18 protein-coding genes, 1 other RNA gene and 3 pseudogenes are annotated in these 23,305 nt (G+C 70.3%); 9 read left to right on the plus strand and 13 right to left on the minus strand.

Annotated elements, in window-relative coordinates; genetic code table 11:
- The first annotated feature begins 236 nt into the window (after positions 1-236).
- The gene (locus tag C6V83_RS13210) at positions 237-1,766 is read left to right on the plus strand and encodes a DUF222 domain-containing protein (RefSeq protein ID WP_159067517.1); all 1,530 of its coding nucleotides are present in this window, start codon (positions 237-239) and stop codon (positions 1,764-1,766) included.
- 143 nt (positions 1,767-1,909) lie between these two features.
- Here the strand turns inward: C6V83_RS13210 and C6V83_RS13215 are convergent, their stop codons facing one another.
- From C6V83_RS13215 to cobC, 6 genes and pseudogenes are all read right to left on the minus strand, one after another.
- Entirely contained in the window at positions 1,910-3,361 is a 1,452-nt protein-coding gene (locus tag C6V83_RS13215; RefSeq protein ID WP_105942784.1) for an RNB domain-containing ribonuclease, read from the minus strand.
- A 42-nt stretch (positions 3,362-3,403) separates the two neighbouring features.
- An RNA gene (gene rnpB, locus C6V83_RS13220) (RNase P RNA component class A) lies at positions 3,404-3,815 on the minus strand.
- A gap of 57 nt (positions 3,816-3,872) precedes the next feature.
- Positions 3,873-4,613 (minus strand): annotated as a pseudogene (locus C6V83_RS13225) (histidine phosphatase family protein); the annotation flags it as partial.
- On the minus strand, positions 4,559-5,317 hold the full coding sequence (locus tag C6V83_RS13230) for a zinc ribbon domain-containing protein (RefSeq protein WP_105942786.1): 759 nt from the start codon (positions 5,315-5,317) through the stop codon (positions 4,559-4,561). The gene C6V83_RS13230 and the pseudogene C6V83_RS13225, both read right to left, overlap by 55 nt.
- Positions 5,314-6,456, minus strand: coding sequence for a Nif3-like dinuclear metal center hexameric protein (locus C6V83_RS13235; protein ID WP_105942787.1), 1,143 nt, complete (start codon positions 6,454-6,456; stop codon positions 5,314-5,316). Before C6V83_RS13235 ends, C6V83_RS13230 begins: the two co-directional genes overlap by 4 nt.
- Positions 6,453-7,538: an Rv2231c family pyridoxal phosphate-dependent protein CobC gene (cobC, locus tag C6V83_RS13240; RefSeq protein ID WP_199832516.1), complete on the minus strand. Its 1,086-nt coding sequence runs from the start codon at positions 7,536-7,538 to the stop codon at positions 6,453-6,455. The genes C6V83_RS13235 and cobC overlap by 4 nt, the downstream gene beginning before the upstream one ends.
- Positions 7,539-7,584: 46 nt before the next feature.
- Here cobC and C6V83_RS13245 point away from each other — a divergent pair, with 46 nt between their 5' ends.
- From C6V83_RS13245 to C6V83_RS13255, 3 genes are read left to right on the plus strand one after another with little or no spacing between them, the layout of a single operon-like run.
- A complete protein-coding gene (locus C6V83_RS13245) occupies positions 7,585-8,277 on the plus strand; it encodes an HAD hydrolase-like protein (RefSeq protein ID WP_105942789.1) in 693 nt (230 codons plus the stop codon).
- Positions 8,270-8,755 (plus strand): low molecular weight protein-tyrosine-phosphatase, encoded by a 486-nt coding sequence (locus C6V83_RS13250; protein ID WP_105942790.1) that lies wholly within the window; start codon positions 8,270-8,272, stop codon positions 8,753-8,755. Before C6V83_RS13245 ends, C6V83_RS13250 begins: the two co-directional genes overlap by 8 nt.
- Positions 8,756-8,800: 45 nt before the next feature.
- Positions 8,801-9,799, plus strand: coding sequence for an SURF1 family cytochrome oxidase biogenesis protein (locus C6V83_RS13255; RefSeq protein ID WP_105942791.1), 999 nt, complete (start codon positions 8,801-8,803; stop codon positions 9,797-9,799).
- Here C6V83_RS13255 and C6V83_RS13260 read toward each other — a convergent pair.
- On the minus strand, positions 9,726-10,697 hold the full coding sequence (locus C6V83_RS13260) for a cobalamin biosynthesis protein (protein WP_199832517.1): 972 nt from the start codon (positions 10,695-10,697) through the stop codon (positions 9,726-9,728). The genes C6V83_RS13255 and C6V83_RS13260 overlap by 74 nt on opposite strands.
- A gap of 36 nt (positions 10,698-10,733) precedes the next feature.
- Here C6V83_RS13260 and C6V83_RS13265 point away from each other — a divergent pair, with 36 nt between their 5' ends.
- From C6V83_RS13265 to betT, 4 genes are all read left to right on the plus strand, one after another.
- Positions 10,734-11,579: a spermidine synthase gene (locus tag C6V83_RS13265; RefSeq protein ID WP_105942792.1), complete on the plus strand. Its 846-nt coding sequence runs from the start codon at positions 10,734-10,736 to the stop codon at positions 11,577-11,579.
- 107 nt (positions 11,580-11,686) lie between these two features.
- Complete coding sequence (locus C6V83_RS13270; RefSeq protein WP_105942793.1) at positions 11,687-13,165, plus strand: aldehyde dehydrogenase family protein; 1,479 nt, start codon at positions 11,687-11,689, stop codon at positions 13,163-13,165.
- 10 nt (positions 13,166-13,175) lie between these two features.
- Positions 13,176-14,897 carry a choline dehydrogenase gene (gene betA / locus C6V83_RS13275; protein WP_105942794.1) on the plus strand — a complete coding sequence of 574 codons (1,722 nt, stop codon included), beginning with the start codon at positions 13,176-13,178 and terminating at the stop codon, positions 14,895-14,897.
- Entirely contained in the window at positions 14,894-16,975 is a 2,082-nt protein-coding gene (gene betT, locus C6V83_RS13280; protein WP_105942795.1) for a choline BCCT transporter BetT, read from the plus strand. The genes betA and betT overlap by 4 nt, the downstream gene beginning before the upstream one ends.
- A gap of 4 nt (positions 16,976-16,979) precedes the next feature.
- Here betT and C6V83_RS13285 read toward each other — a convergent pair whose 3' ends face one another.
- The 6 genes and pseudogenes from C6V83_RS13285 to C6V83_RS13310 form a co-directional block, all read right to left on the minus strand.
- The gene (locus tag C6V83_RS13285) at positions 16,980-17,960 is read right to left on the minus strand and encodes a glycine betaine ABC transporter substrate-binding protein (RefSeq protein ID WP_105942796.1); all 981 of its coding nucleotides are present in this window, start codon (positions 17,958-17,960) and stop codon (positions 16,980-16,982) included.
- A complete protein-coding gene (locus C6V83_RS13290) occupies positions 17,957-18,724 on the minus strand; it encodes an ABC transporter permease (protein ID WP_199832660.1) in 768 nt (255 codons plus the stop codon). The genes C6V83_RS13285 and C6V83_RS13290 overlap by 4 nt, the downstream gene beginning before the upstream one ends.
- Positions 18,725-18,774: 50 nt before the next feature.
- Positions 18,775-19,995: pseudogene (locus C6V83_RS13295) on the minus strand (ABC transporter ATP-binding protein).
- Positions 19,992-20,601 (minus strand): annotated as a pseudogene (locus tag C6V83_RS13300) (ABC transporter permease). Before C6V83_RS13300 ends, C6V83_RS13295 begins: the two co-directional pseudogenes overlap by 4 nt.
- 32 nt (positions 20,602-20,633) lie before the next feature.
- The gene (locus C6V83_RS13305) at positions 20,634-21,530 is read right to left on the minus strand and encodes a TauD/TfdA dioxygenase family protein (protein ID WP_105942797.1); all 897 of its coding nucleotides are present in this window, start codon (positions 21,528-21,530) and stop codon (positions 20,634-20,636) included.
- Positions 21,531-21,673: 143 nt separating this feature from the next.
- The gene (locus C6V83_RS13310) at positions 21,674-22,519 is read right to left on the minus strand and encodes an esterase/lipase family protein (RefSeq protein WP_234353728.1); all 846 of its coding nucleotides are present in this window, start codon (positions 22,517-22,519) and stop codon (positions 21,674-21,676) included.
- Positions 22,520-22,586: 67 nt separating this feature from the next.
- Here C6V83_RS13310 and C6V83_RS13315 point away from each other — a divergent pair, with 67 nt between their 5' ends.
- A complete protein-coding gene (locus C6V83_RS13315; RefSeq protein ID WP_105942798.1) occupies positions 22,587-23,267 on the plus strand; it encodes a hypothetical protein in 681 nt (226 codons plus the stop codon).
- Positions 23,268-23,305: the final 38 nt, after the last annotated feature.

Here is a 23,305-nt window from a genome sequence, read left to right on the forward strand (position 1 = left end):
CGCGCTCACTCGATGACTGAGCGAGCGCAGCCCTTCGACGGGGCTCAGAAACCACCCTTCGACGGACGTCAGGAACTCACGTCGAAATCACCACCGTTCCCGCCGGTTCGCCCGTCGCCCATATGGTCGAGACCGGTTTTGTCAGAGCCTCGTCGTAGAGTGATGTCAGACACACAACGAGAACCAGGGTATCTTGTTCTACCAGCGGGAACAGCACTTCGGGGGAGGTGAACATCGTGACCGTCAACGGCATCTCGTACAACGACGACGCCGCCCGGAGCGGGCCCAGCACCGCACGTTTCGACGCCGCTGGTTTCGACCCCGACACGCTGATCGCCGGCCTGTCGCCCGCAGAACTGCTGGCGGTGCAGGCCGCCGCCGAGAAACGCTTGAGCACCGAGGCGACCGCACTGTTGGCCGCCGAATCCGACAACGGTCTGTTGGGTCTGCTCGACGCCCGCGAACAGACCCACCGCCGGGCGGAGGTGTTCGACGCCGCGCTCTACATCGAAATCTCGACAAGCTCGATCCACCGAATCTCCGACCGTGGCGTGTATCGGCGTGCCGGGCACATCTCGACCCACCAGCTGTATGCCCACGGTGCCCGTCTCGGTGTCGGTGAGGCCCGCCGCCGCCGGGTCACCGCCGAAGGCATCGGCGCCATGGGCACGTTGACCGGCGAACGCCTCGAACCCCGACTGGCGGCGACCGCGGCCGCCGTCGGCGATGGGGACGCCGGCGGCGCCCACGTCGCCGCCGTGACCGAGATCATGGACAAGCTCCCCTCGGCGGTCACCCACGATCAGCGCGTCAAAGCCGAAGGCATGCTCGCCGACGCCGCCCGCCGCCTGGACCCGGCCGCAGTCACCGTGGTCGGTAACCGGATCCTGGCCTGGCTCGACCCCGACGGCACCCTCGCCGACGACCACGACCGTCAGCGCCGTCGTACCTTCAACCTGCAGCCGCAGAACCGGCAACTGATGAGCAAAGTCCGCGCGCTACTCACCCCCGTGCTGCGCGCCAAGCTGGAGGTGGTCCTGCACCAATGGGCCACCACCGGGATGAACAACCCGGACGACCCCGACTCCCCACGCGGCGCGGCCGACCAACCCGGCCTCGACCCGGCGGTCCTGGCGGCCGCCGCCGAGCGGGACACCCGCACGCTCGGGCAGCGTCAGCACGACGCCCTCGAAGCATTGTGCGACTGGGCCCTCGCGCTGGCCGGGCAACCCGCACCCACCCGGATCCCCTCACAAGTAGTCGTGACCGTCACCGACGAGGATCTGGCCCGGCAGGCCGGGATCGGCTGGACGGCGACCGGCACCCGCATGCCGGTGTCTGATCTGGTGCAGTTCGCCGCCGACACCGTCCCGTATCTGGCGGTGTTCTCCAAGGCCACCGGCAGGCGTAGTCCTGAGCATGCCCGACTGGACCGACGACGGGCAGACCGACCCTTCGACTCCGCTCAGGACAGGTATCGATCGGTTGGGTGGGGCGTGCGGACGGCACAACCGGATGAACGGCAAGACTGCCGGGCATTGGGAGTCGACGGTCCTCACCTTCGGTTCCGACGCCGGACACGTCGGGTGGCGGCCCGTCGGACGCGACCTCCGGTGGCAGAGCAACATCATGTTCCACCCCGAACGCCTCGCACCCGACCCCAGCCACCCGACCACAGCGACCGGACCAGACGACCCCGCGCCACCCGAGGACGTCGTCGGATCACCCGGCGACCTCGGACCACCCGACGCCGCCGGGCCACCTGATGCTGCCGGGCCACCGGAGGTCGCCGCACGATGTACAGAGGTCACAGCACCGGATACGACCGGACCGCCGACCGACCGGCCGGCCATCGGCCGATGGCGAATCACCCGCGGATACTGGGTCGCCTGACACCGGGCGACCGGCGTCAGCCCGCCGCGCCCGCAGCGACCGCGGTGAAGCCCACGCTTCCCGCCTGAGGATCGGCGACGGTCACCTCGGCGGTGCACGCCTGACCGGGTGACGGCGCAGCGTCGCACGGCGCGATGATCGCCGGTTCGGCGATGAAGATCTCCGCTGCCTTGCGCTCGTTCGCCGCGCGCATCACCGTTGCCGTGAACCGGGCGCCGAGTTGGTCGGAGAGCACCGTGGCCTCGGCAAGGTCGACGCTGCGGCGAGCCGCCGAGGACGCCACCGAGTTGGCGCCGCTCATGATCTTGCCCAACCCGGGCAGCGCCTCGACCACCCAGTCCTCGACCGGTCTCCCCGCAGTCACCGCCAAGCAGACCTCGGTGGCGTACCGGTCGGCGAGCCGGCGCAGCGGTGCGGTCACGTGCGCGTACAGGCCACCGACCCCGGCGTGCACCAGATCGGCGTCCGACGGTCCGAAATCCTCACTCGGGAGGATCGCGCGGTAGCCCGCGCCCCGCATCAGCGAGGCGCCCGTCGACATCAAGGCCAGGGTCGACGGCGCGGCCGGATCCAGACCGGCCAGAAAGCGGCCGGGCGAGAGCCCCTCCCGCCACGGCACGCCGAGTCGCGCCGCAGTCTCCCTGAGGTCGTCGACGGCATCTTCGGAGGCGGCCGGCAGCGTGCGGAAGAAGCCGGTGCCATGCTCCCGCATGATCGTCCCGGCGCACATCCCCACCAGCAGCGAGACCTGCGCGTTCCACCGATCGGCAGGGGTGCTGGGCGCCAGCCGCAGAGTCCAGGCACGGGCTTTGCGCGGGTCGTCGTTGCGAACCACTTCCTGATCCGGCAGTTCCAGCATCACTGCGCCGCGGTCGAGGGCCCACTCCTCACGAGCGGCACCGAACGCCGGCAATCCGGTGATCGCCGGGTGCAAGGAGCCGGCGGCGGCATCGGCGGCCACCTGCGCGTAGTCGAACCGAGCCCGCGAACGGACCGTGGCACGCTCCACCGTCGTCTCCCGCACGTCGCCGGCGGAGTCGACGCGCACGGTCCACAGCACGGCGGCCCGATCCTGCTGCGGCAGCAACGATCCGGCGCTCTCTGACAGCACCCGCGGATGCAGTGGGACGTTGCCGTCCGGAAAGTAGACCGTCGCGCCGCGGCGGCGGGTCTCTGTATCGAGCGCTCCCCCCGGAGTCACCAGCGCGGCGACGTCGGCGATCGCGTAGTGCACCAAGTACCCGTCGCCGTCGGGACGCACGCGCAGCGCCTGATCGAGGTCCATCGAACTCGGCGGGTCGATGGTGACCAGTTCCAGATCGCGGCGGTCGGCGCGCCGGCCCACGTACCGATCAGCGGCGCGCTCGGCCTCGGTCATGGCCTCTGCCGGGAAGTCCGCGGTCAGGCCCAGTTCGTCACGCACCCGAGCGAAATCCAGGTCCGGCGCCCGCAACCAGGGCTGAGTCATCGTCGTACCTCCGCGGTGTCGCCGAAGAAGAGCAGGTCGGCGCGAACGAGCCGGCCTGTAAGCCGGATCCTGTCCCAGCCGTGAGGCCGGGGGCGACCATCCATCTCCGACACCCGTCGCCGGGCGCCTCCAGCAGCCAACCCGCGAGCTCGGACGAGCAGTCCTCATGCACTCGCGCACCCGCACCGCCGACGGTGCGGACTTCGGCCTTGCTCCGGGTGGGGTTTACCTAGCCGCCGCGATCACTCGCGGCGCTGGTGCGCTCTTACCGCACCGTTTCACCCTTACCCGCCGCACTGGGCAGCGGGCGGTCTGTTCTCTGTGGCACTGTCCCGCGGGTCGCCCCGGGTTGCCGTTAACAACCACCCTGCTCTGCGGAGTCCGGACTTTCCTCGACACCGGCCTGCACGGGGTACCGCACGGTTCCGGACGCCGCGGCCGCCCGGCCGACTCGTTCGCGCTCCTCACACTACTGCAGACCGAGCCTCGCCGGCCTCACGGCTGATCGGCATCACAGGTGGCCGGTGTCGTTGACCAGCCGGACGACCGACCCGCCGTCCGGGAAGAACTCGGCGATCGACAGCGACGCCAGATCCAGGTGCAGGCGGAACAGCAGTTCCGGACCGACGCCGAGCGCATCGCGCAGCACCGTCTTGATCGGTGTCACATGGCTCACGGCCAGCACCCGCGCACCGGAGTAGGTCGCCAGCAGATCTGCCTTCGTCACCGCGAGGCGCTGAGCCACCTGCGCGAAGCTCTCTCCGCCGGGCGGCGGCACGTCGACGTCGCTCAGCCACCGCCGGTGCAAGTCGGGATCGCGCTGCGCCGCTTCGCGGAAGGTCAGGCCCTCCCACTCCCCGAAATCGGTCTCGATCAGACCGTCGTGCACGACGACGGGCAGTCCCACCGCGTCGCCCACGGCCTGCGCGGTGGCTCGCGCCCGTGCCAGCGGAGACGAGACGATCACGTCGATCCGCCCGGCGTCCGTCCCGGCGGCGGCAGCGAATCGGGCCGCCGAGCCCGCCGCCTGGGCGCGACCGAGTTCAGTGAGCTCTGGATCGCCGTGTCCAGAGTAACGGCGGTCCACCGACAGGGGCGTCTGCCCGTGCCGCAGCAGCAGCAACCGGGTCGGATCCGCCGTCTGGCCCTGCCAGTTCGGTGAGTTCCCTGCGCTGGAACGCGGTGCACCGCCCGAATTCACTGCGCAGCGCCCGCCTTCGGCAGTCCCGACTGCTCGGTGCGCACCATGATCGCGTCACACTCCTCGCACCGCACCACGTCGTCCTCGGCGGCTGCTGCGACCGCGCTCAGCGTGCGCGGATCCAGTTCCATCCGGCACGCGCCGCAGCGCTTCTGCCGCAGCAATCCGGCCCCCACGCGCCCCTGCTCACGCAGCCTTTCGTAGACGGCGAGCAGATCGCCGGGAATCTCGGCCACGACCGCGGCGCGCCGGCTCAGGAACTCGGTGACCTCGTTCTCGGTGGTGGCGGTGGCATGATCGCGGGCCGTCACCGCCTCGGTGCGCCTGGTCTCCAGCGTGAGCACGGTGGCCTCGGCCCGCTCCAGTTCCATGCCGAGCGCTTCCTGGCGCTCCATGATCTCCAGCAGGTCTGACTCCAGGAGGTCGCGGCGACGCTCCAGCCCGGCTAGCTCGTGCTGCATCTCCGACATCGCCTTGTGGCCGAGGTTCCCGGCCTCCAGCTGCGCACGATCGCGCGCGGCGTGCTCGGTCATACCGGTGAGTTCGGCATCGACCTTCTCGTACTCGGTCTGCAACTCGTCGACGGCAGCCTGCGCCTTCTCGACGTCGCCGTGCGCGGCGGCGAGTTCGGCGTCGACCGCCACCACCTGCTCGGCCTCGGGAAGGCTCCGCAGCCGGTGGCGGGCACGCGCGATTTCGGCGTCCAGGTCGGCGAGGTCGAGCAGCCGGCGCTGTCCGGCAGGTGAGGCTTTCATCGGGTCTCTTCGTCTCTCGTCCGGGTCGGGCAATGGAGGTTGAAAGGGTCGGTAGGCGGCTGGTGAACCGTTGCCGCGCAACCGATGTCGGCGAGCAGCTCGGCGGCTCCGACACACCAGGGGAACTCGGTGGCCCAGTGCCCGGCGTCGATCAGCGCGGGACTGCCGGATCGCAGCGCCTCGTCCACCACATGATGCCGGAGATCGGCGGTCAGATACACATCCGCACCCGCGGCGGTCGCCGCACCGATCAGCGAGTCGCCGGCGCCGCCGCACACCGCGACCGTGGAGACCGCCGCGTCCGGGTCGCCGGCGGCGCGTACTCCCCAGGGCGCCGTCGGAAGCACCCGGCCGACATCGGACACGAACTCGCGCAGCGACATCGGCTCGGCAAGCCGGCCGATGCGGCCGAGGCCGACGTCGCTGTCGAGCGCCACCTGCGCGAAGACGTCGAACGCCGGCTCCTCGTACGGGTGCGCCGCGCGCAGCGCTTCCAGCACGGCCGTACGACGTCCCCGGGGCGCCACCACCTCCACGCGGGCCTCGTCGACCCGAGTCAGGTCGCCGATCGCGCCCACCGCCGGATTCGCCGCGTCGAGCGGCAGGAACTGGCCGGTTCCGACGACACTCCACATGCAGTCGCGGTAGTCGCCGATCGCGCCACACCCGGCGTCGAACATCGCCTCGCTGACCTGCTCGGTGTTGCCTTCGGGCACCATCACCACCCACTTGTCGAGGGGTTGCGCCGGTTCGGGCTGCAGCGGAGTCGTCGCCTGCAACCCGAGGACGTCGGCCAGCGCATCGGAGACGCCGCCGCGCACCTTGTCGGCATTGGTGTGCGCCGCGAACAGCGCGCAGCCGCCCCTGATCAGCCGGTGGATCAGCCGGCCCTTCGGGGTGTCGGCCGCCACCGACTCCACGCCGCGCAGCAGCAGCGGATGATGCGCCAGAATCAGCTGCGCTCCGCTCGCCAGCGCCTCGTCGACCACCGCCTCGGTCACGTCGACGCACACCAGCGCCGCGGAGACCTCGTCTGCCGGATCGCCGCACACGAGGCCGACCGCGTCCCAGGATTCGGCCAACCGCGGCGGATAGGCGTCGTCGAGGCGAGCGACCACCTCGCCGAGGGTCACCGTCATGTCGAACTCCTTCTCGTGTCGAGAACATCCTGCATCGCCTGGACCAGCCGGGCGGCCGGATCGGCAGACCGCACCGCCAGCCTCAGATACTCCGGTCCCAGCCCGGTGAAGTTGGCACAGCTGCGCACCCCGAAGCCTCGCTCGGCGAGTGCGGCCTTCATCGCCAGCCCGTCGGGCACGCGGACCAGCACGTACGGTGCCGCCGCGGCGGCGGCTACCTCGATCCCGGCATCGTCCAGCAGCGCGGTCAGCCGGGCGCGGTCGTCCGCGATCCGCTCCGCCAGTGCGGCGGCGTAGCGTTCGCCCTCGGCCCCGAGGCACTCCGCGAGCGCCGCCAGGGCGAGCGTCCCGAGCGGCCAGTGCCGCCGACCCGCGCTGAGCCGGCCGATCACCTCCGGTGCGGCCAGGAGGTACCCGGCGCGTAGCCCGGCCAGCCCGAAGGTCTTGGTGATCGAGCGGATCACCACCACGTCTTCCGGCAGCTCCGCGGCCAGCGACTGCGGCTCCCGGGTGCCGGTCGCCGGATCCCGCGTCAGGTCGGCGAAGGCCTCGTCGACCACGACGATCCGCCCCGGCCGGCGCAGTGCGAGGATCTCCTCGCGCGAGTGCAGGACCGAAGTCGGGTTGGTCGGATTGCCCACGACCACCAGATCGGCGTCCTCGGGAACCGCTGCCCCGGCCAGCCGCCACGGCGCGCCCAGCACCACCGGCGAACAGCGCACCCCGGCCTCCCGCAGCACTCGTTCCGGTTCGGTGAACGACGGTGCGACCAGCGCGGCGTGCCGCGGCGCGAGCCGGGCCAGCACCTCGAAGCCCTCGGCGGCGCCGTCGAGCAGCAGCACCTCCTCCGCGACGCGGCCGTGCGCGGCCGCGACCGCTCGGCGGGCGCGCTGCTCGTCGTCGAGAGTGGGATATGCGGCGAGGTCGCCGATCCGATCGCGCAGCGCCCGCATGACGAACGGAGGCGGTCCCGGCTGGACGTTGACGGCGAAGTCGATCAGGCCCGGCGCGGCATCGCGGTCGCCGTGGCGGTCCGGCGCGAACAGCCCGGCGTCGGGGGGCGCGAGTCGACCGGAGCACATGACCGAGACCCTACGTGGGCCTGCGTGCCACGCCGAAGGGTGCACCATGGAGAACGTGACCGCCGTGAACGCCCTCCGCCTCCCCGACCCCGCCGACCCGGCGACGGTGCTGCTCGTCGACCTCGACGGCACCGTCACCGACAGCTTCCCGGGAATCTCCGCGTCGTTCGCGCACGCGGTCGCCGCGCTGGGCGCGCCGGCGCCGGCGCCGGAGGTGCTCCGGGGGATCGCCGGGCCGCCGCTGCTCGACTCGATGCTGGCCTACGGCTTCTCCCCCGACGACGCTCAGCGCGCAGTCTCGGCGTACCGCGAGCGCTATGAGGCGGTCGGCTGGCTCGAGTGCCGGGTCTTCGACGGCATGGCCGATCTGCTCGCCGAACTCTCCGTATCCGGGCGCACCCTCGCGCTCGCCACCAGCAAGTTCGAGAGCACCGCCCGCCGCATGCTGGAGCACTTCGGCCTCGCCGGGCATTTCACCGTGATTGCGGGGGCCAGCGCCGACGGCACACGCCGAAGCAAGGCACAAGTCATCGCCCGCGCCCTGGACGTACTAGGCTTGGAGCAGATGACGACCCCCATTGTCATGATCGGAGACCGCTCCCACGACGTCGACGGAGCCGCGTCCTTCGGCATCCCCACGATCGCCGTGGGGTGGGGTTACGCTCGCCCGGGGGAGGTCGACGAAGCCACGTGGACCGTGCACACGGTCCCGCAACTGCGCGAGGTGCTGGGTGTCTGACAACCCCGACAAGCTGCACATCACTTTCATCTGCACCGGCAACATCTGCCGGTCGCCGATGGCTGCGTCGATCTTCACCTCGGCGGTGGCCGAGGCCGGATTGTCCGACCGGGTCCGGGTCACCAGCGCCGGCACCGGCGGATGGCACGTCGGCGAACCCGCCGACAACCGCGCCCGCACCGAACTGCTGGCCAACGGTTACTCCGACGACCACGTCGCCGCCCAGCTCGGGCCCGAGCACCTGTCGGCTGATCTCCTGATCGCCCTCGACTCCGGTCATACCCGCGAGCTGCAGCGCAAGCGCCTCGGCGAACGCGTCCGCCTGCTGCGCAGCTTCGACCCCGCCGCCGACGACGAGGACGTGGTCGATCCGTACTACGGCGGACCGGAGGACTTCGTCGCCGTCCGCAAGCAGATCGAGGCAGCCGTGCCCGGACTGCTCGCCTGGGTGTACGCAACGCTCGACGCGCAGGACTGAGCCTGCCCGGCCGGGTCCGCCGAACGCGTCGGTAGGCTGGAGGCCGTGCACTTGCTGCGAACCTTCCTCAAGCCCGGGTGGTTGCTCGCCACGGTGCTCGTCGTCGCGTTCGCCGCCGCGTGCTTCCTGATCCTCGCTCCGTGGCAACTCGGCAAGAACTCCGAGACCGAGCACCGCAACTCGCTCATCCACGGCGCCGTCAGCACCCCCGCCGTCCCGCTCGACGAACTGGTTCCGCCCGGTTCGACGATGCCCGCCGACGACGAATGGCGCGAGGTCACCATGACCGGGCGCTATCTGACCGACAAGCAGGCTCTGCTGCGCCTTCGCTCGGTGGACGACCGGCCTGCGGTCGAGGTGCTGACGCCGTTCCAGATCACCGGCTCGGACCGGACGATCCTGGTCGACCGCGGCTACCTCCGGCCCGGCGCCGACGGCTCGGTCAGCTCCCCCGGCGCACCGGCCGAACAGGTCACCCTCCATGCTCGTCTCCGCAAATCCGAATCGACCAGCCCCGGCAAGGAGCCGCGCATCGAGGACGGCCGGCTCACCGCGTACACGATCGACACCGCGGCGCTCGGTGCCGCGGCCGACGTCCCCTTGGACACGTTCTACGTCCAGCTGACCGCCGACCAGCCCGGCGGTCTCGGCCCGGTGACCCTGCCACAGCTGGAATCGGGCCCCTACCTCTCCTACGGTCTGCAGTGGCTGGCCTTCGGGATCATGGCGCCGCTCGGTATCGGCTACTTCGTGTGGGCCGAGGTGAAGCACCGGCGCGCGCTCAAGGCGGCGAACGACGGCGAGACGCCGAGCGATGCTCCCGCCGCGAGCGGCCGCAGCGCCCAGCGCCAGCGCATCCTCGACGAGCTCGCCGCCGCGGGTACTGCCGAAGCCTCCACCGAGCCCGCCGGGGCGGCCGAGGTCTGGCCGCCCTCCGATCGCACACCGTCGAACGCTCCGCTGCGTGAATTCACCGCCTCGGACGCCGAGACCACCCACGACGACGAGGTCGCCGCGCGGCTGGCCCGCCGCTACGGCCGCTGACCCCGGCTCGCACGACGACCGCCAGCACCGCGCTCGCGACCTGCACGCGGCGGGAGAGCCGCACCGCCGCACGCAGATCCGCAGCCTGCGGCACGCGTCCTTCGCCGAGCACCGGGCGGTCCTCCACCCCGTGCGGATAGACGGTCCGGCCGCCCAGCGAGATCCCGAGCGCCCCGGCGAAGGCCGCCTCCACCACCCCCGCATTGGGGCTCGGGTGCCGGCCCGCATCGCGGTGTACCGCGCGCGCCGCGCGAATCGGATGTCCGCTGAGCACCCCGGCGAGCGCCGCGGTGACGCGGGCCGGGATCAGATTCGCGGCGTCGTCCAGGCGCGCGGCGCCCCAGCCGAAACGCAGGTACCGCGGCGAGCGGTAGCCGATCATGGCGTCCAGGGTGTTCACCGCGCGATAGCCCGCGAGCCCGGACGCCCCGGCGGCCGCCCCCCACAGCAGCGGCGCGACGGTCGCGTCCGAGGTGTTCTCGGCGATCGACTCGACCGCGGCACGGCAGATCCCGGCTTCGTCGAGCAGGCTGGGATCGCGGCCGACCAGACTGGGCAGCATCGCGCGGGCGCCGTCGAGGTCGCCGGCATCGAGTGCGTCGGCGATCCGTCCGCCGACCCGGCACAGTGTGGTGCCGCCGACTGCGGAAAAGGTCACCGCCGCCACCCCCGGTGTACCCGCGCGCCCGGCCAGGCCCCCGGCGACCACGGCCGCGACGACACCTGCCGCCGCGAACACGGCGCCCGAGGGGCGCGAATCCCGGTAGAGACGACGCTCCGCGGCGGCCGCCGCGGCGCCGAAGACCGCCACCGGATGACCGCGCCGGGGATCCCCGAAGGCCATGTCGGCGGCCATTCCGGCGGCCATCCCGATCGCGTCCCTTCGCTGCCTGCGCACCCGCCGATGGTATCGGTCCGGATACCATCTCCTCCGATGGCCAAAGCACCGCACCCCGAAGCCGGCAGCTTCGAGATCTCCACCGGCACCGCCGAATTGACCGACGACGGCGTCGGCGGCTGGCTGCTGACCGTCAACGGGGCGCAGAGCAGCCACCTCGATCCGTTCGACCCGGAGAATCTCGAATTCGAGTACATGCGCCAGATGGCCGCGGCGATCGCCGACGCGCATCCCGACCCTGCGGCCCCGCTGCGGGTGCTGCACCTGGGTGCCGCCGCGTGCGCCTTGCCTCGCCACCTCGCGCACCGCTACCCGGGATCCCGGCACGTGGCCGTCGAGATCGACGCCGAACTGGCCCGGCTCGCCCGCGAGTGGTTCGACCTTCCCCGCGCCCCGCGCCTGCGGATCCGGGTCGGCGATGCGCGCGAGGTGACCGAGTCGCTGACCGAACACACCCGCGACGTCGTGATCCGCGACGCCTTCGCCGAGTCGGTGACGCCGCTGCACCTGAAGACCGTGGAGTTCACCGAGGCGGTCAAGCGCGTCCTCGCGCCGGGCGGCCTCTACCTGGCCAACGTCGGCGACCGCCGATCCCTGCTGTCGGCCCGCATGGAAGTAGCCACCGTCGCCGAGGTGTTCGGTCACGTCGCCTTGATCTCCGATCCGGCGATGCTCAAGGGCCGGCGCAGCGGCAACATCGTCGTCGTCGCGAGCGACGGCCCGCTCCCCGATTCGGCCGCCCTGCAGCGCACGCTGCGCAGCGACCCCGAACCCGCCCGGCTTCTGTCCGGCGACGAGGCGGCGGCGTTCGCCCGCAGCGCCCCGCCGCTGCGCGACGGCCGGGCCGGACCACGATCGCGGGCATCGCACCCCGCCGGATGACACCGCTGACCGGCGGATACGCCGAGCCTCCTGAAATGCCGGGCCGACCTCACTAGGTTCAGAGGTGGATTCGGGCCGGTCGCCGGAACCGGCCGTCCGGAGGCACCATGTCAGAAACTCTGTTCATCGACGGCGCCTGGTGCGCCGCCGCCGACAGCGGCACTCGCGAGATCCGCTGTCCTGCCGACGATTCACCGGTGGTCACCGTGTCCGAGGCCGGCCCCGACGATGCCCTGGCCGCGATCGCCGCGGCCCGCCGGGCCTTCGACACCGGGCCGTGGCCGCGGACTCCGACCCCCGCTCGCGCCGACCTGCTCCGGCGGGTCGCCGGTCGGCTGCGCGCCGAGCGCGACGACGTGGCGCGACTGGAAGCACTCGACACCGGCAAACGGTTCACCGAAGCGCAGATCGACATGGACGACGTGGTCTCGGTGTTCGAGTACTACGCCGACATCGCCGCCGCCGACGCCGGGCGGCTCGTCGACACCGGCCGCACCGACGTGGTGAGCCGGATCGTCTACGAACCAGTCGGTGTCTGCGCCCTGATCACGCCCTGGAACTTTCCGCTGCTTCAGACGTCGTGGAAGGTCGCGCCGGCGCTCGCCGCCGGGTGCACCTTCGTGCTCAAGCCCAGCGAGCTGACGCCGTCGACCGCGATCTGGCTGTTGCGGGCCCTGGCCGCCGAGGGCATGCCCGACGGCGTCGGCAATCTTCTCCTCGGCGCGGGCGGCCGGGCGGGTGCGCCGCTGGTGAGTCACCCCGACGTGGACATGGTCTCGTTCACCGGCGGACTGGCCACCGGCAAGGCCATCTCCGCGGCCGCGGCCGGGACCGTCAAGCGGGTCGCGCTGGAACTGGGCGGCAAGAACCCGAACGTCGTGTTCGCCGACGCCGACTTCGAGTCAGCGGTCGACGGCGCGCTCACCGCGATCTTCCTCGACTCCGGGCAGGTCTGCTCGGCCGGCGCCCGGCTGGTGATCGAGGAGTCGATTCACGACCGCTTCGTCGACGAGTTGGTCGCCCGCGCGGGCCGGATCCGGCTCGGCGGACCGTTCGACGATGCCGCGCAGGCCGGACCGTTGATCAGCGCGGCGCACCGGGAGAAGGTCGTCGGCTACGTCGCCAGGGCCGTCGAGCAGGGGGCGGTGCTGCGCACCGGCGGGACCGTGCCCGACGGACCCGGATACTTCTATCCGCCGACGATCCTGGACGCCTGCGATCCGTCGATGGACTGCGTGCACGACGAGTCCTTCGGGCCGGTGCTGACCGTCGAGACTTTCCGCGGCGACACGCCTGCCGCCGCCGAGGACGCGGCCGTCGCCATCGCCAACGACACCCAATACGGTCTCGCCGGCGCGGTGTGGACCCGCGATGCCGGCCGCGCCGAGCGGGTCGCCGGGCGGCTGCGCCACGGCACCGTGTGGATCAACGACTACCACCCGTACGTCGCCGGCGCCGAGTGGGGCGGCTTCGGACAGTCCGGCAACGGGCGCGAGCTCGGCCCCACCGGCCTGGCCGAGTACCGCGAGGCCAAGCACATCTGGCACAACATCGATCCCGCACCGCAGTACTGGTTCGGGCGCTGAAGGAGATCGCATGCCGAACGACCGATACGACTACATCATCGTGGGCGGAGGGTCTGCGGGTTCCGTGCTGGCCAACCGGCTCAGCGCCGATCCCGGCACCCGAGTTCTGGTACTCGAAGCGGGTCACTCGGATTTCCGGATCGACCCCTTCATCCACATGCCTGCGGCGCTCCCCTTCCCGATCGGCAGCCGCTTCTACGACTGGGGCTACGAGTCGGAGCCGGAGCCGTTCATGGGTGGACGGCGCGTGTATCACGCACGCGGGAAGGTGCTCGGCGGATCGTCGAGCATCAACGGCATGATCTTCCAGCGCGGAAATCCGATGGACTTCGAGCGCTGGGCCGCCGATCCGGGCATGGAGAACTGGGACTACGCCCACTGCCTGCCCTACTTCAAACGCATGGAGACGTGCCTGGCGGGCGCCGACGAGTGGCGCGGCGGATCCGGCCCGCTGGTGCTCGAACGCGGCCCGGCGACATCCCCGCTGTTCGGCGCGTTCTTCGAGGCGGTGCAGCAGGCCGGGTTCCCGCTGACCGACGATGTGAACGGCTACCGGCAAGAGGGCTTCGCGCCGTTCGACCGCAACGTGCACAACGGCCGCCGGCTGAGCGCGGCCCGCGCCTACCTGCACCCGGTCATGAAGCGGAAGAACGTCGCCGTCAAAACCCTCGCCCAGGTCACCGGCCTGCGCCTGCAGGGGGCCCGCGTGACCGGCGTCGAGTACCGGCGCGCCGGCCGCACGGCGATCCACCGGGCGCACGCCGGCGAGGTGATCCTGTGCGGCGGAGCGATCAATTCACCGCAGATCCTGCAGCTGGCCGGGATCGGCCCGAAGGAACACCTGGAAGGCTTGGGCATTCCGGTCGTCGCCGATCTGCCCGGCGTCGGCGCGAACCTGCAAGACCACCTGGAGGTGTACCTGCAGCACGCGTGCACCCAGCCCGTGTCGGTGGGTCCGTGGCTCAAGCATCGGCACAAGCCGCGCATCGGAGCCGAATGGCTGTTCCTGCGCCGCGGCGTCGGGGCCACCAACCACTTCGAGGGCGGTGGTTTCGCCCGGTCCAACGACGAGGTGGCCTACCCGAACATCATGTTCCACTTCCTGCCCATCGCGATCCGGTACGACGGCTCGCAGCCCGCCGCCGAACACGGCTACCAGGTGCACATCGGACCGATGTACTCCGACGTGCGCGGCCACCTGAGAATCACGTCCCGCGACCCGCTGCGGCATCCTGCGCTCCAGTTCAATTACCTCTCCACCGAGAACGACCGGCGCGAATGGGTCGAGATCATCCACACGGCGCGCAAGATCCTGTCGCAGCCCGCCTTCGCCGCCTTCGACGGCGGCGAGATCTCCCCCGGCCCCTCGGTGCAGACTGACGCGGAGATCCTCGACTGGGTGGCGCAGGACGCCGAGACGGCGCTGCACCCCTCGTGCACGGCCAAGATGGGCACCGGCGACGATGCCGTGCTCGACCCCGAGTCGTTGCGGGTGCACGGAGTCGAGGGCCTGCGCGTCGTCGACGGCTCGTCGATGCCCTACGTCACCAACGGCAACATCTACGCCCCGATCATGATGCTGGCTGAGAAGGCCGCGGACCTGATCGCCGGGAACAGTCCGCTGGAGCCTCTCGAGGCGCCCTACTACAAGCACGGCGCGGGCATGCCGCTCTGGTGGCCGCCGGCCGATCCCCGCAACTCCGCGGATGCGGCGACCCAGGCCGCGCCGTGAGCGCGCCGACCGGTCCCGTCGAGTCCGATTTCGCGCGGGCCAGGCCCAGCACGCCGAAACTGAACAGGGTCGTCTTCTACGGGTCGGCGGTCGGCACCGTGGCCATCGCGCTGTGGGCGATGATCTGGCCGGACAACGCCGCCGCCGTGCTCGGCGACGTCGTCGGGTGGATCTCGTCCTGGTTCGGCTGGTTCTACGTGGCGCTGGCCGCCTTCATCCTGGTGTTCGTCGTCTGCATCGCGTTGTCCCGGTACGGACGGACGAAGATCGGACCGGATCATTCCACGCCCGAGTTCAGCAAGATCTCGTGGGCGTCCATGCTGTTCGCCGCCGGGATCGGCACCGATCTGATGTTCTTCGCCGTCGCCGAGCCGGTGACCCAGTACATGCATCCGCCGTCCGGGGCGCCCGAGACCGTCGCGGCGGCCCAGCAGGCCACCGCCTGGACCCTCTTCCACTACGGGATCATCGGGTGGGGGATGTACGCCCTGATGGGCATGGCACTCGGCTACTTCGCGTACCGCCGCCAGTTGCCGCTGGCCATCCGCTCCGCGCTGTATCCGTTGCTGGGCAGGCGCATCCACGGACCGGCCGGCGACGCCGTCGACCTCGCAGCGGTGCTCGGCACCATCTTCGGCGTCGCGACCTCACTCGGCATCGGCGTGGTGATGATCAACGTCGGCCTGAACGTCGTATTCGGCATCGAGACGGGCCTGCCCGCGCAGATCGTGCTGATCGTCGTCGGTGTGCTGGTCGCGACCGTCTCGGCCGTCTCCGGCGTGGACAAGGGCATCAAGCTGCTGTCCGAGCTCAACGTGCTGCTGGCGATCGCGCTGGCGCTGTGGGTGCTCATCGCAGGCAAGACGGAGTTCCTGCTCAACGCGCTGGTGGCCAGTATCGGCGACTTCGTCCGGCTCTTCCCCGGGATGGCGATGGAGACCTTCCCGTGGGAGGACACCGGGAGCTGGATGTCGGACTGGACGCTGTTCTTCTGGGCGTGGTGGATCGCCTGGGCGTCGTTCGTCGGCATGTTCCTCGCGCGCATCTCGCGCGGCCGCACCATCCGCGAGTTCGTCGGCGGCGTGCTGATCATCCCGTTCACCTACATCCTGATGTGGATCGCGATCTACGGGAACGCCGCGATCGAGACCATCCGCGACGGCGACCGCGCCTTCGGCGAGAACACCATCGACGATCCCGAGCGCGGCTTCTACGACCTGCTCGCGCAGTATCCCGCGTTCAGCGTGGTCGCGGTGATCGCCACGCTGACTGCGCTGCTGTTCTACGTCACCTCGGCCGACTCCGCGGCACTGGTGATGGCGAATCTGACGTCCCGGCTCGACGATCCGCGCCAGGACGCGGCGAGCAGTCCGCGCATCTTCTGGGCCCTCGCCACCGGCCTGCTCACGGTGGCGGTGCTGTCGGTCGGCGGGATTCCTGCGCTGCAGTCGGCGACCGTGATCATGGGACTTCCGTTCGCGTTCGTGATGATCGCTGTGATGATCGGTCTGCTGCGATCGCTCCGGGAGGAGGGCCAGCGGTCGGACGGGGTCCGAGCGGCCATGCCGCGCGTGCTGTCGAGCCGCGCAGGCGCCGACGACCGTTCCTGGCGGGAACGGCTCAGCCACGCGCTGCACTTCCCCTCACTCGCGGAAACCGACGAGTTTCTGTCCGGTCCGGTGACCGACGCCCTGGAGGAGGTGGCCTGCGAGTACCGCGAATCGGGTTTCGAGTCGACGGTCGAGACCTCCGTCGATCCCGAGGATCAGGCGCCTTGCGTCACGCTGACGCTGACCGGAGGCGAGGAGCCGGGCGAATCCCCGTTCGTCTACTCCGTGCATCGTGCCGCGGTCGCGATCCCGGTGTACGCCGGGCGTGCCCGCCGCGGCGACGACTACTACGGCCGACTCGAGGTGCACCTGTCCAACGGCGGTCAGGGGTACGACGTGATGGACTACGCGGAGTCGCAGCTGATCAACGACGTGATCGATCAGTACGAGCGGCACCTCGAATTCCTGCGGCTGAGCGAAGCGAGCAACGGCAAACGGGGCGACACGCCCCCGGCTCCCCCGGAGTGACGGGTCAGCCCGGCACCACCAGGCCTTCCGAGATCAGCCAGTCGTAGGCGACGTCGGCCGGCTCCTCCCCGTCGATGTCCACCCGCCGGTTGAGATCGCGCACCACGTCGTCGTTGAGCCTGGACGACACGTTCGCCATCAACTCCTGGATCTCCGGGTACCGGTCGAGGACCTCCGCGCGGACCACGACACTTCCGCTGTAGGGCAGAAAGAACGTCCGGTCGTCCTCCATGATCTGGAGGTTCAGGTTCGGGATCCGGCCGTCAGTGGAGAAGACCATCCCGAAGTTGCAGGGGCTGGCGCCCGCCGTCGACGTGTAGATGACGCCGGAATCCATCCGGGTCACGTTGCCCTGCGGCACGCCGTCCGGGGTGTTGAACGGGATGCCGTACGCCTCCAGCATGGGAAGGAACCCGTCCGAGCGGCTGAAGAACTCGTCGTCGACGCAGAACGTCCGGTCGGCGACCGGAAGCGCGGCGACGTCGGACAGCGTCGTGGTGCCCAACCGTGCCGCGGTCTCCGGTGAGGCCGCGAAGGCGTACGTGTTGTTGATGTCCGACGGCGGCAGCCAGACCAGCTGATTCGCCGAGAGCTCGATGTCGTGCACGGCCTGCCACAACTGCTGCGGGTCGCTGATCGATTCGGACTTCTCGTGGTAGATCACCCAACCGGTGCCGGTGTACTCCCACTGCAGGTCCGTGTCGCCGTTGAGCTGCGCCTGGCGCGACGAGGCCGCGCCGGGCGCACCGGTCATGTCGGTGACGTCGGCGCCGGCCGCCGCCAGATAGGTGGCGGCGATCTTGCCGAGGATCACCTGCTCGGTGAAGGCCTTCGACGTCACCGTGATCTGGGCGCCGTCGAGCGGTCGCTCCCCGTCGGGAAGCTTCGCGCTCCGCAGGGTTCCCGACGAACTGACCAGGCCGCAGCCGGCCAGACCCAGTGCGACGACGACGGACAGCACCAGAGCCGCGATCGATCTCCTCATGCCAGCCCCCTCGGCGTGGCCGCGAGCTCGACCAGCCGGCCGAGCCAGTCGATGATCATCGCGAGCAGCGCGACCAAGACGGCGCCGGCGATCAGCAGGTTCGGCCGGAACAGCGTGATTCCGGTGGTGATCAGAGTGCCCAGGCTGGTGGCCCCGATGAAGGTGCTCAGCGTGGCCGTGCCGACGAGGATCACCAGCGCGGTACGCACGCCGTTGAGGATCACCGGCACCGCCAGCGGCAGCTCCACCTGGAACAGCGTCCGGACACCGGAGAATCCGATGCCGCGCGCGGCCTCCACGACCCGCTCGTCCACTTGGCGCAGACCCACGATCGTGTTCTGCAGGATCGGCAGCACCGCGTAGACGACGAGCCCGATCACCGCGGTGCGGAAACCGGTGCCGAAGGCGAACGTGAACAAGACCAGCAGGCCGACGGCCGGAGCGGCCTGGCCGATGTTGGCGATCCCCACGGCGACCGGGGTCAGCCGCTGGAGTCGCGGCCTGGTCAGGATCACGCCGAGCGGAATCGCGATCACCAGGACGATCACGGCAGCGGTGACCGTCAGCTCGATGTGAGCGCGGATCGTCGTCGCGAGTACCGACCATTCGAGCTGGGCGAGTTCGTTCGCCGTGAACTCGGTCAGCGTGTACCAGGTGACGAACACCGCCGCGACCACGACGATCACCAGCGGCTCGAACCACACGTCCACCGGCAACCGCCGGAGCCGGCCCTTCCTCGTTCCCGTCGGCGAGGCCGGGAGCAGCGACTCGGGGCCGTCGGCGGGGTCCGGGGTCCCGTCGATCACCGGGGCGCTCACGGTGTTCCCCCGGAATCCGCCTCGGCCTCGGCGTACTCCACGTAGCCGGGCTCGTCTGGGTTGGCCGCGTCGAGCTGCCCGCGGATCACCTCCATGATCGTCCCGATGCGCAGCCAGCCGAGGAGCCGCCCGCCCGGCGCGGCGACGAGAGCTCCGCCCTGGCTGGCAGCCAGCATCTGATCGAGTGCGTCGTTCAGCGTCGACGACGGCGCCACCACCGGCAGTCGGGGATCGGCGAATCCCACGACCTCGGAGGTCGCCGCGATCTCGGCCAGCGACGGCCAGGCCAGCGGGGCCCCGGCGTCGTCGACGACGACCACCCAATTGCTCCCCACCGCACGTGCCCGCGCGATGACGGCCCCGGACGGTTCGCCGACACTGGCCGTCGTCACCGTCTCGAAGTCGATGTCCTTGACCCTCGTGAGCGACAGCTGGGCCAGCGTGGCGCCCGATCCGATGAACTCGGAGACGAAGTCGTTCGCCGGACTCGCCAGGATCTCGGCGGGGCTCGCGTACTGCTCGATGTGTCCGCCCTTGGACAGGATCAGCACCTTGTCGCCGAGCTTGGTCGCCTCCTCGAAGTCGTGGGTGACGATGACGATGGTCTTGCGGAGTTCCTTGTGGATCTCGATCAGACTGTCCTGCAACCGGACTCGGGTGATCGGGTCGACGGCGCCGAAGGGCTAGTCCATGAGGAGCACCGGCGGATCGGCGGCAAGGGCCCGCGCGACGCCCACCCGCTGCTGCTGGCCGCCGGACATGTCCTTCGGGAGCCGTGTGCCGAACTCCGCCGGATCCAGGCCGACGAGATCGAGCAGGTACTCGGTGCGCTCGGCGATGCGGCTCTTGTCCCAGCCGAGCAGACGCGGGATCGCGCCGATGTTACGCTCGACCGTCCAGTGCGGGAACAGTCCGCCGGACTGGATGACGTAGCCGATCGACTGCCGCAGCTTGTCCGGGTTCTCCCCCGTCACGTCCCGGCCGTCGATGAGGATCCGGCCGGAGGTCGGCTCGATCAGGCGGTTGATCATCTTCAGCGTCGTCGTCTAGCCGCAGCCGGACGGGCCGACGAAGGCCACCACCTCGCCGGCGGCGATCTCCAGATCGAGTGCGGCGACGGCCGGCTCGGATTGACCGCGGAAAGATTTCTGAACGCCGTGCAGCGTGATGGACGCGCCGGTGATGTCGGGGCCGGTGCCGGGGGTGCCGTCGGTCATGTCAGTCCTCTCGGAATGGTCAGTCGTCCGAGCAGGACGAGAAGTGCGTCGAAGACGAGCGCGATGGCCACGATCAGCACCGTTCCGGTGACGGCCATCTCCAGCGGCATTGGCGCCGCCCAGCCGGGCGAGTCCGTTGAAGATCAGTGAGCCGAGTCCGGGCCCCAGCACATAGGCGACGATGGCGGCGACGCCGACGATCATCTGCGTCGAGACCCGGATACCGGTGAGGATCACCGGCCACGCGACCGGCAGTTCCACGGTCAGCAGCACCCGCCAGCGCGGCAGGCCGATCCCGCGGGCCGCCTCGACCAGGCTCGGCGGCACCGACCGCAGACCGACGATCGCGTTGCCGATCACCGGCATGGCGGCGAAGAACGCCAGCATGATGAAGGACGGCACCACACCGAGCCCGAACGGAACGATGAGCAGGGCGAGCAGCGCCAGCGTCGGAATGGTCAGCGCGACCCGGCTGGAGGTCACAGTGAGCGCCGCCGCGACCGGGAGCCGATACACGGCCACCGCGATCACGATCGCGACCACCGTGCCGACCAGCACCGTCTGGAACGAGAGCGAGGCGTGCTGATAGGTCAGGAACGCGAGCATCTGCCCGCGTCCCTGCAGATAGTCTCAGAGATTCACGAGTCGCTCGGACCGAAGGGTTCGTTCCCGCGCAGGGTCACCCGGTGCATCACCCGCCGCTGCGGCAGGTAGTCGCGGTTGGCGTAGTGCACCGTGTTCCGGTTGTCCCAGAACACCAGGTCGCCCAGGCGCCAGCGGTGCCGGACGATGTGCTCGGGCTTGGTCAGGTGCGCGTAGAAGATGTCGAGCAGGCCGCGGCTCTCCGCGTCCGAGACCCCTTCGATGTGCGACGTGAAGCCCGGATTGACGAAGAGCGCCTTGCGTCCCGACTCGGGGTGGATGCGCACCACCGGGTGCCGCACCGGGGTCAGTTCGGTCACCTGCTCGCCCTCCCAGAGGTTGCCGACCCCGCCGCGGCGCTGCCGCAGGTAGTAGCCGAACTCACGGTTGCCGTCGTGGTAGGCGTACAGCTCGTCGGCGATCCGGCGGAGCGGTTCGGCGAGCGACTCGTATGCCAGCTCGCCGTCGGCCCAGTTGGTGTCGCCGCCGTTGGGCGGAAGCACCAGCGGGCGGAGGATCGAGCCGGCCGGCGGCCGCGGCATGAAGGTGACGTCCGTGTGCCAGACGTCGGCGAAGCCGTTGTCGGAGCTGTCCAGGGCGAACACCTCGTCCGGGACGTCGGCCCCGCTGTCCCAGACCGGGTGGCCGATGGTTGTCTCACCGAGCCGCTGCGCCAGGCGGACGTGCGTCTCGTCGTCGATGTGCTGGTCGCGCAGCACCAGAACCTTGAACTCGACGAGCGCTTCGCGCAGCAGCCTCACCTGGCCGTCGTCTGCCGTGGCGACGTCGATTCCGCTGATCTCGGCGCCGAAGCGCGGGCCGAGCAGTGTGACGTCGAATTCCCGGCCCGCGGTGACCTGACGTACTGCGGGGCTGTTGATGATGGCGGTCATTCGCTCACGTCCCTCTCTCGGATCCGTCCGGAAAAGCCCGGCTCGCACGAACCTGGGCCTCTCCTTCCTACGGGGGGAACCTGGAGCCGGACACCGTTTCGATCGCGGTGATCGGAAGCGCCCGTTGCGGACCGCCGCGGCGCCTACAGCGGGTACCCGGTCGTGCAGTGCGGCTTCGCTGTGCTCCCCGACAGCGTGTTCCTCACCGTCGCGCCGACCCAGCTGTCGTACGGGAGGCCGACGTGTCCGACGCGGTCGCCGGGGCACTCGTCCTGCACGACGACGTTGCGGACATTCGCGGCTCTCGGCAGAAAGCCGTTGGTGTACGGGGCCGCGATCATGTCGTGCCGGGTCATCACCATCAGGTACTGGATGTTCGGATGCAGTGGGCCCCAGTCGTTCTCGCCGGGTCCGCGGGCGGGAAGCCGATCGGTGATCGAGCCGATCCTCGACGTCCCGCGGTTCGACGGCCCCAGCCCGATCAGGTGGCGGACCTGTCCGGCACGACCGGGCAACTGGGTGAACAGTTGCGCGATCGCACTGCCCTGCGAGAAACCGATCAGGTCGACTCGCGCAGCACCGCTGCGGCGCAGCACGTCGTCGACGAAGGCGGCCACCTGCCGCGCCGACCGCTCCCGTGTGCCGAGGCCTCCGATCTGCCCGCTCCAGCTGGTCTGGCCGTAAGTAAGGCTGTGCACGCAGAATCCGCGATTGGCGAGGGTCGGCGCCAGGTACTGCCATGCCGACATCTGGTTCTGCGCGGTGCCGTGCAGCAGCACCACGGGCGGTCTGTCGCTGCGGCAGCCCCGCACGTTGGCGCCGGGCGGTGACATGTCCGCCGGTTTGGTGTCGCCGATCACCGACGCCACCCCGGCGTCGGTGATGACGGGATACGGCTCGGCGTGGGCCGTCCCGCCGCCGAACAGGGTTCCACCGGCCAGCGCCGCCACGGCGAGGACCGTGAGACGGCGGGCGATTCGGGTTCGCATCGACATGGTCATCCTCCGATCATGCCTTCTCCGATCATGTCGTACCGGTCGGCTAGATTTCTCGAACATGGAGCCCTTCACCGGCTGGATGCCGCAGTGGCACGCCATGGCCTCGCTCTCGTACGACGAACTGCGCCGGCGCGCGGCGGTCGTCGAGCAGTTGGCAGTCGACCACGGATGCCTCTGCGTCGCGCCGCACACCGTCCACGGTTTCGAGCACTTCTCGTGGGCCAACGGCGGCGGCGAATCGACGAACTGGTTCTTCCACCCCGACGGGAGGATCCTGCTGACGGTCTTCGACCATGAGGAGGACCTCAACGTCTACGGTCACGACGACTACGACCTGCAGCTCGGCTTCTTCGACGGCGTACCCGTCGACCTGCGCGCCGCTGTCCTCGGGCTGCCCGAGAACGGGGTCTTCCTGAACATCGAGTCGGCAGACCGGACTCGTTCAGTGCTCACGGTCAGCGGGGTCTTCTGGTTCGACGGCCGCCAGTGGCACGTCGCCCGGGGCCTCACCGAGTACTGCGCGGCGAACGAGATCGAGCTGTGGAGCGCCTCGGGCTACGTGTACTGCACCGGCGAGTACTTCTTCGGAACCGACCTGACCGTCGACACGCTCATCGAGAGGCAGCGCGAGCGCGGCTACTACGACCGATCCCCGGACAGGGAGGAGCGAGACCGCGCCGGATTCGCTCGTTCCCTCGCGACGGCAGAAGCCAGGCTTGGTTTGGGGCCCACTCCGTAGACCGGTATCTTTCAGTGAGTCGGCGCGCGAGCGCCCCG

The organism is Gordonia iterans (assembly GCF_002993285.1).
GTDB classification, from domain to species: Bacteria; Actinomycetota; Actinomycetes; order Mycobacteriales; family Mycobacteriaceae; genus Gordonia; species Gordonia iterans.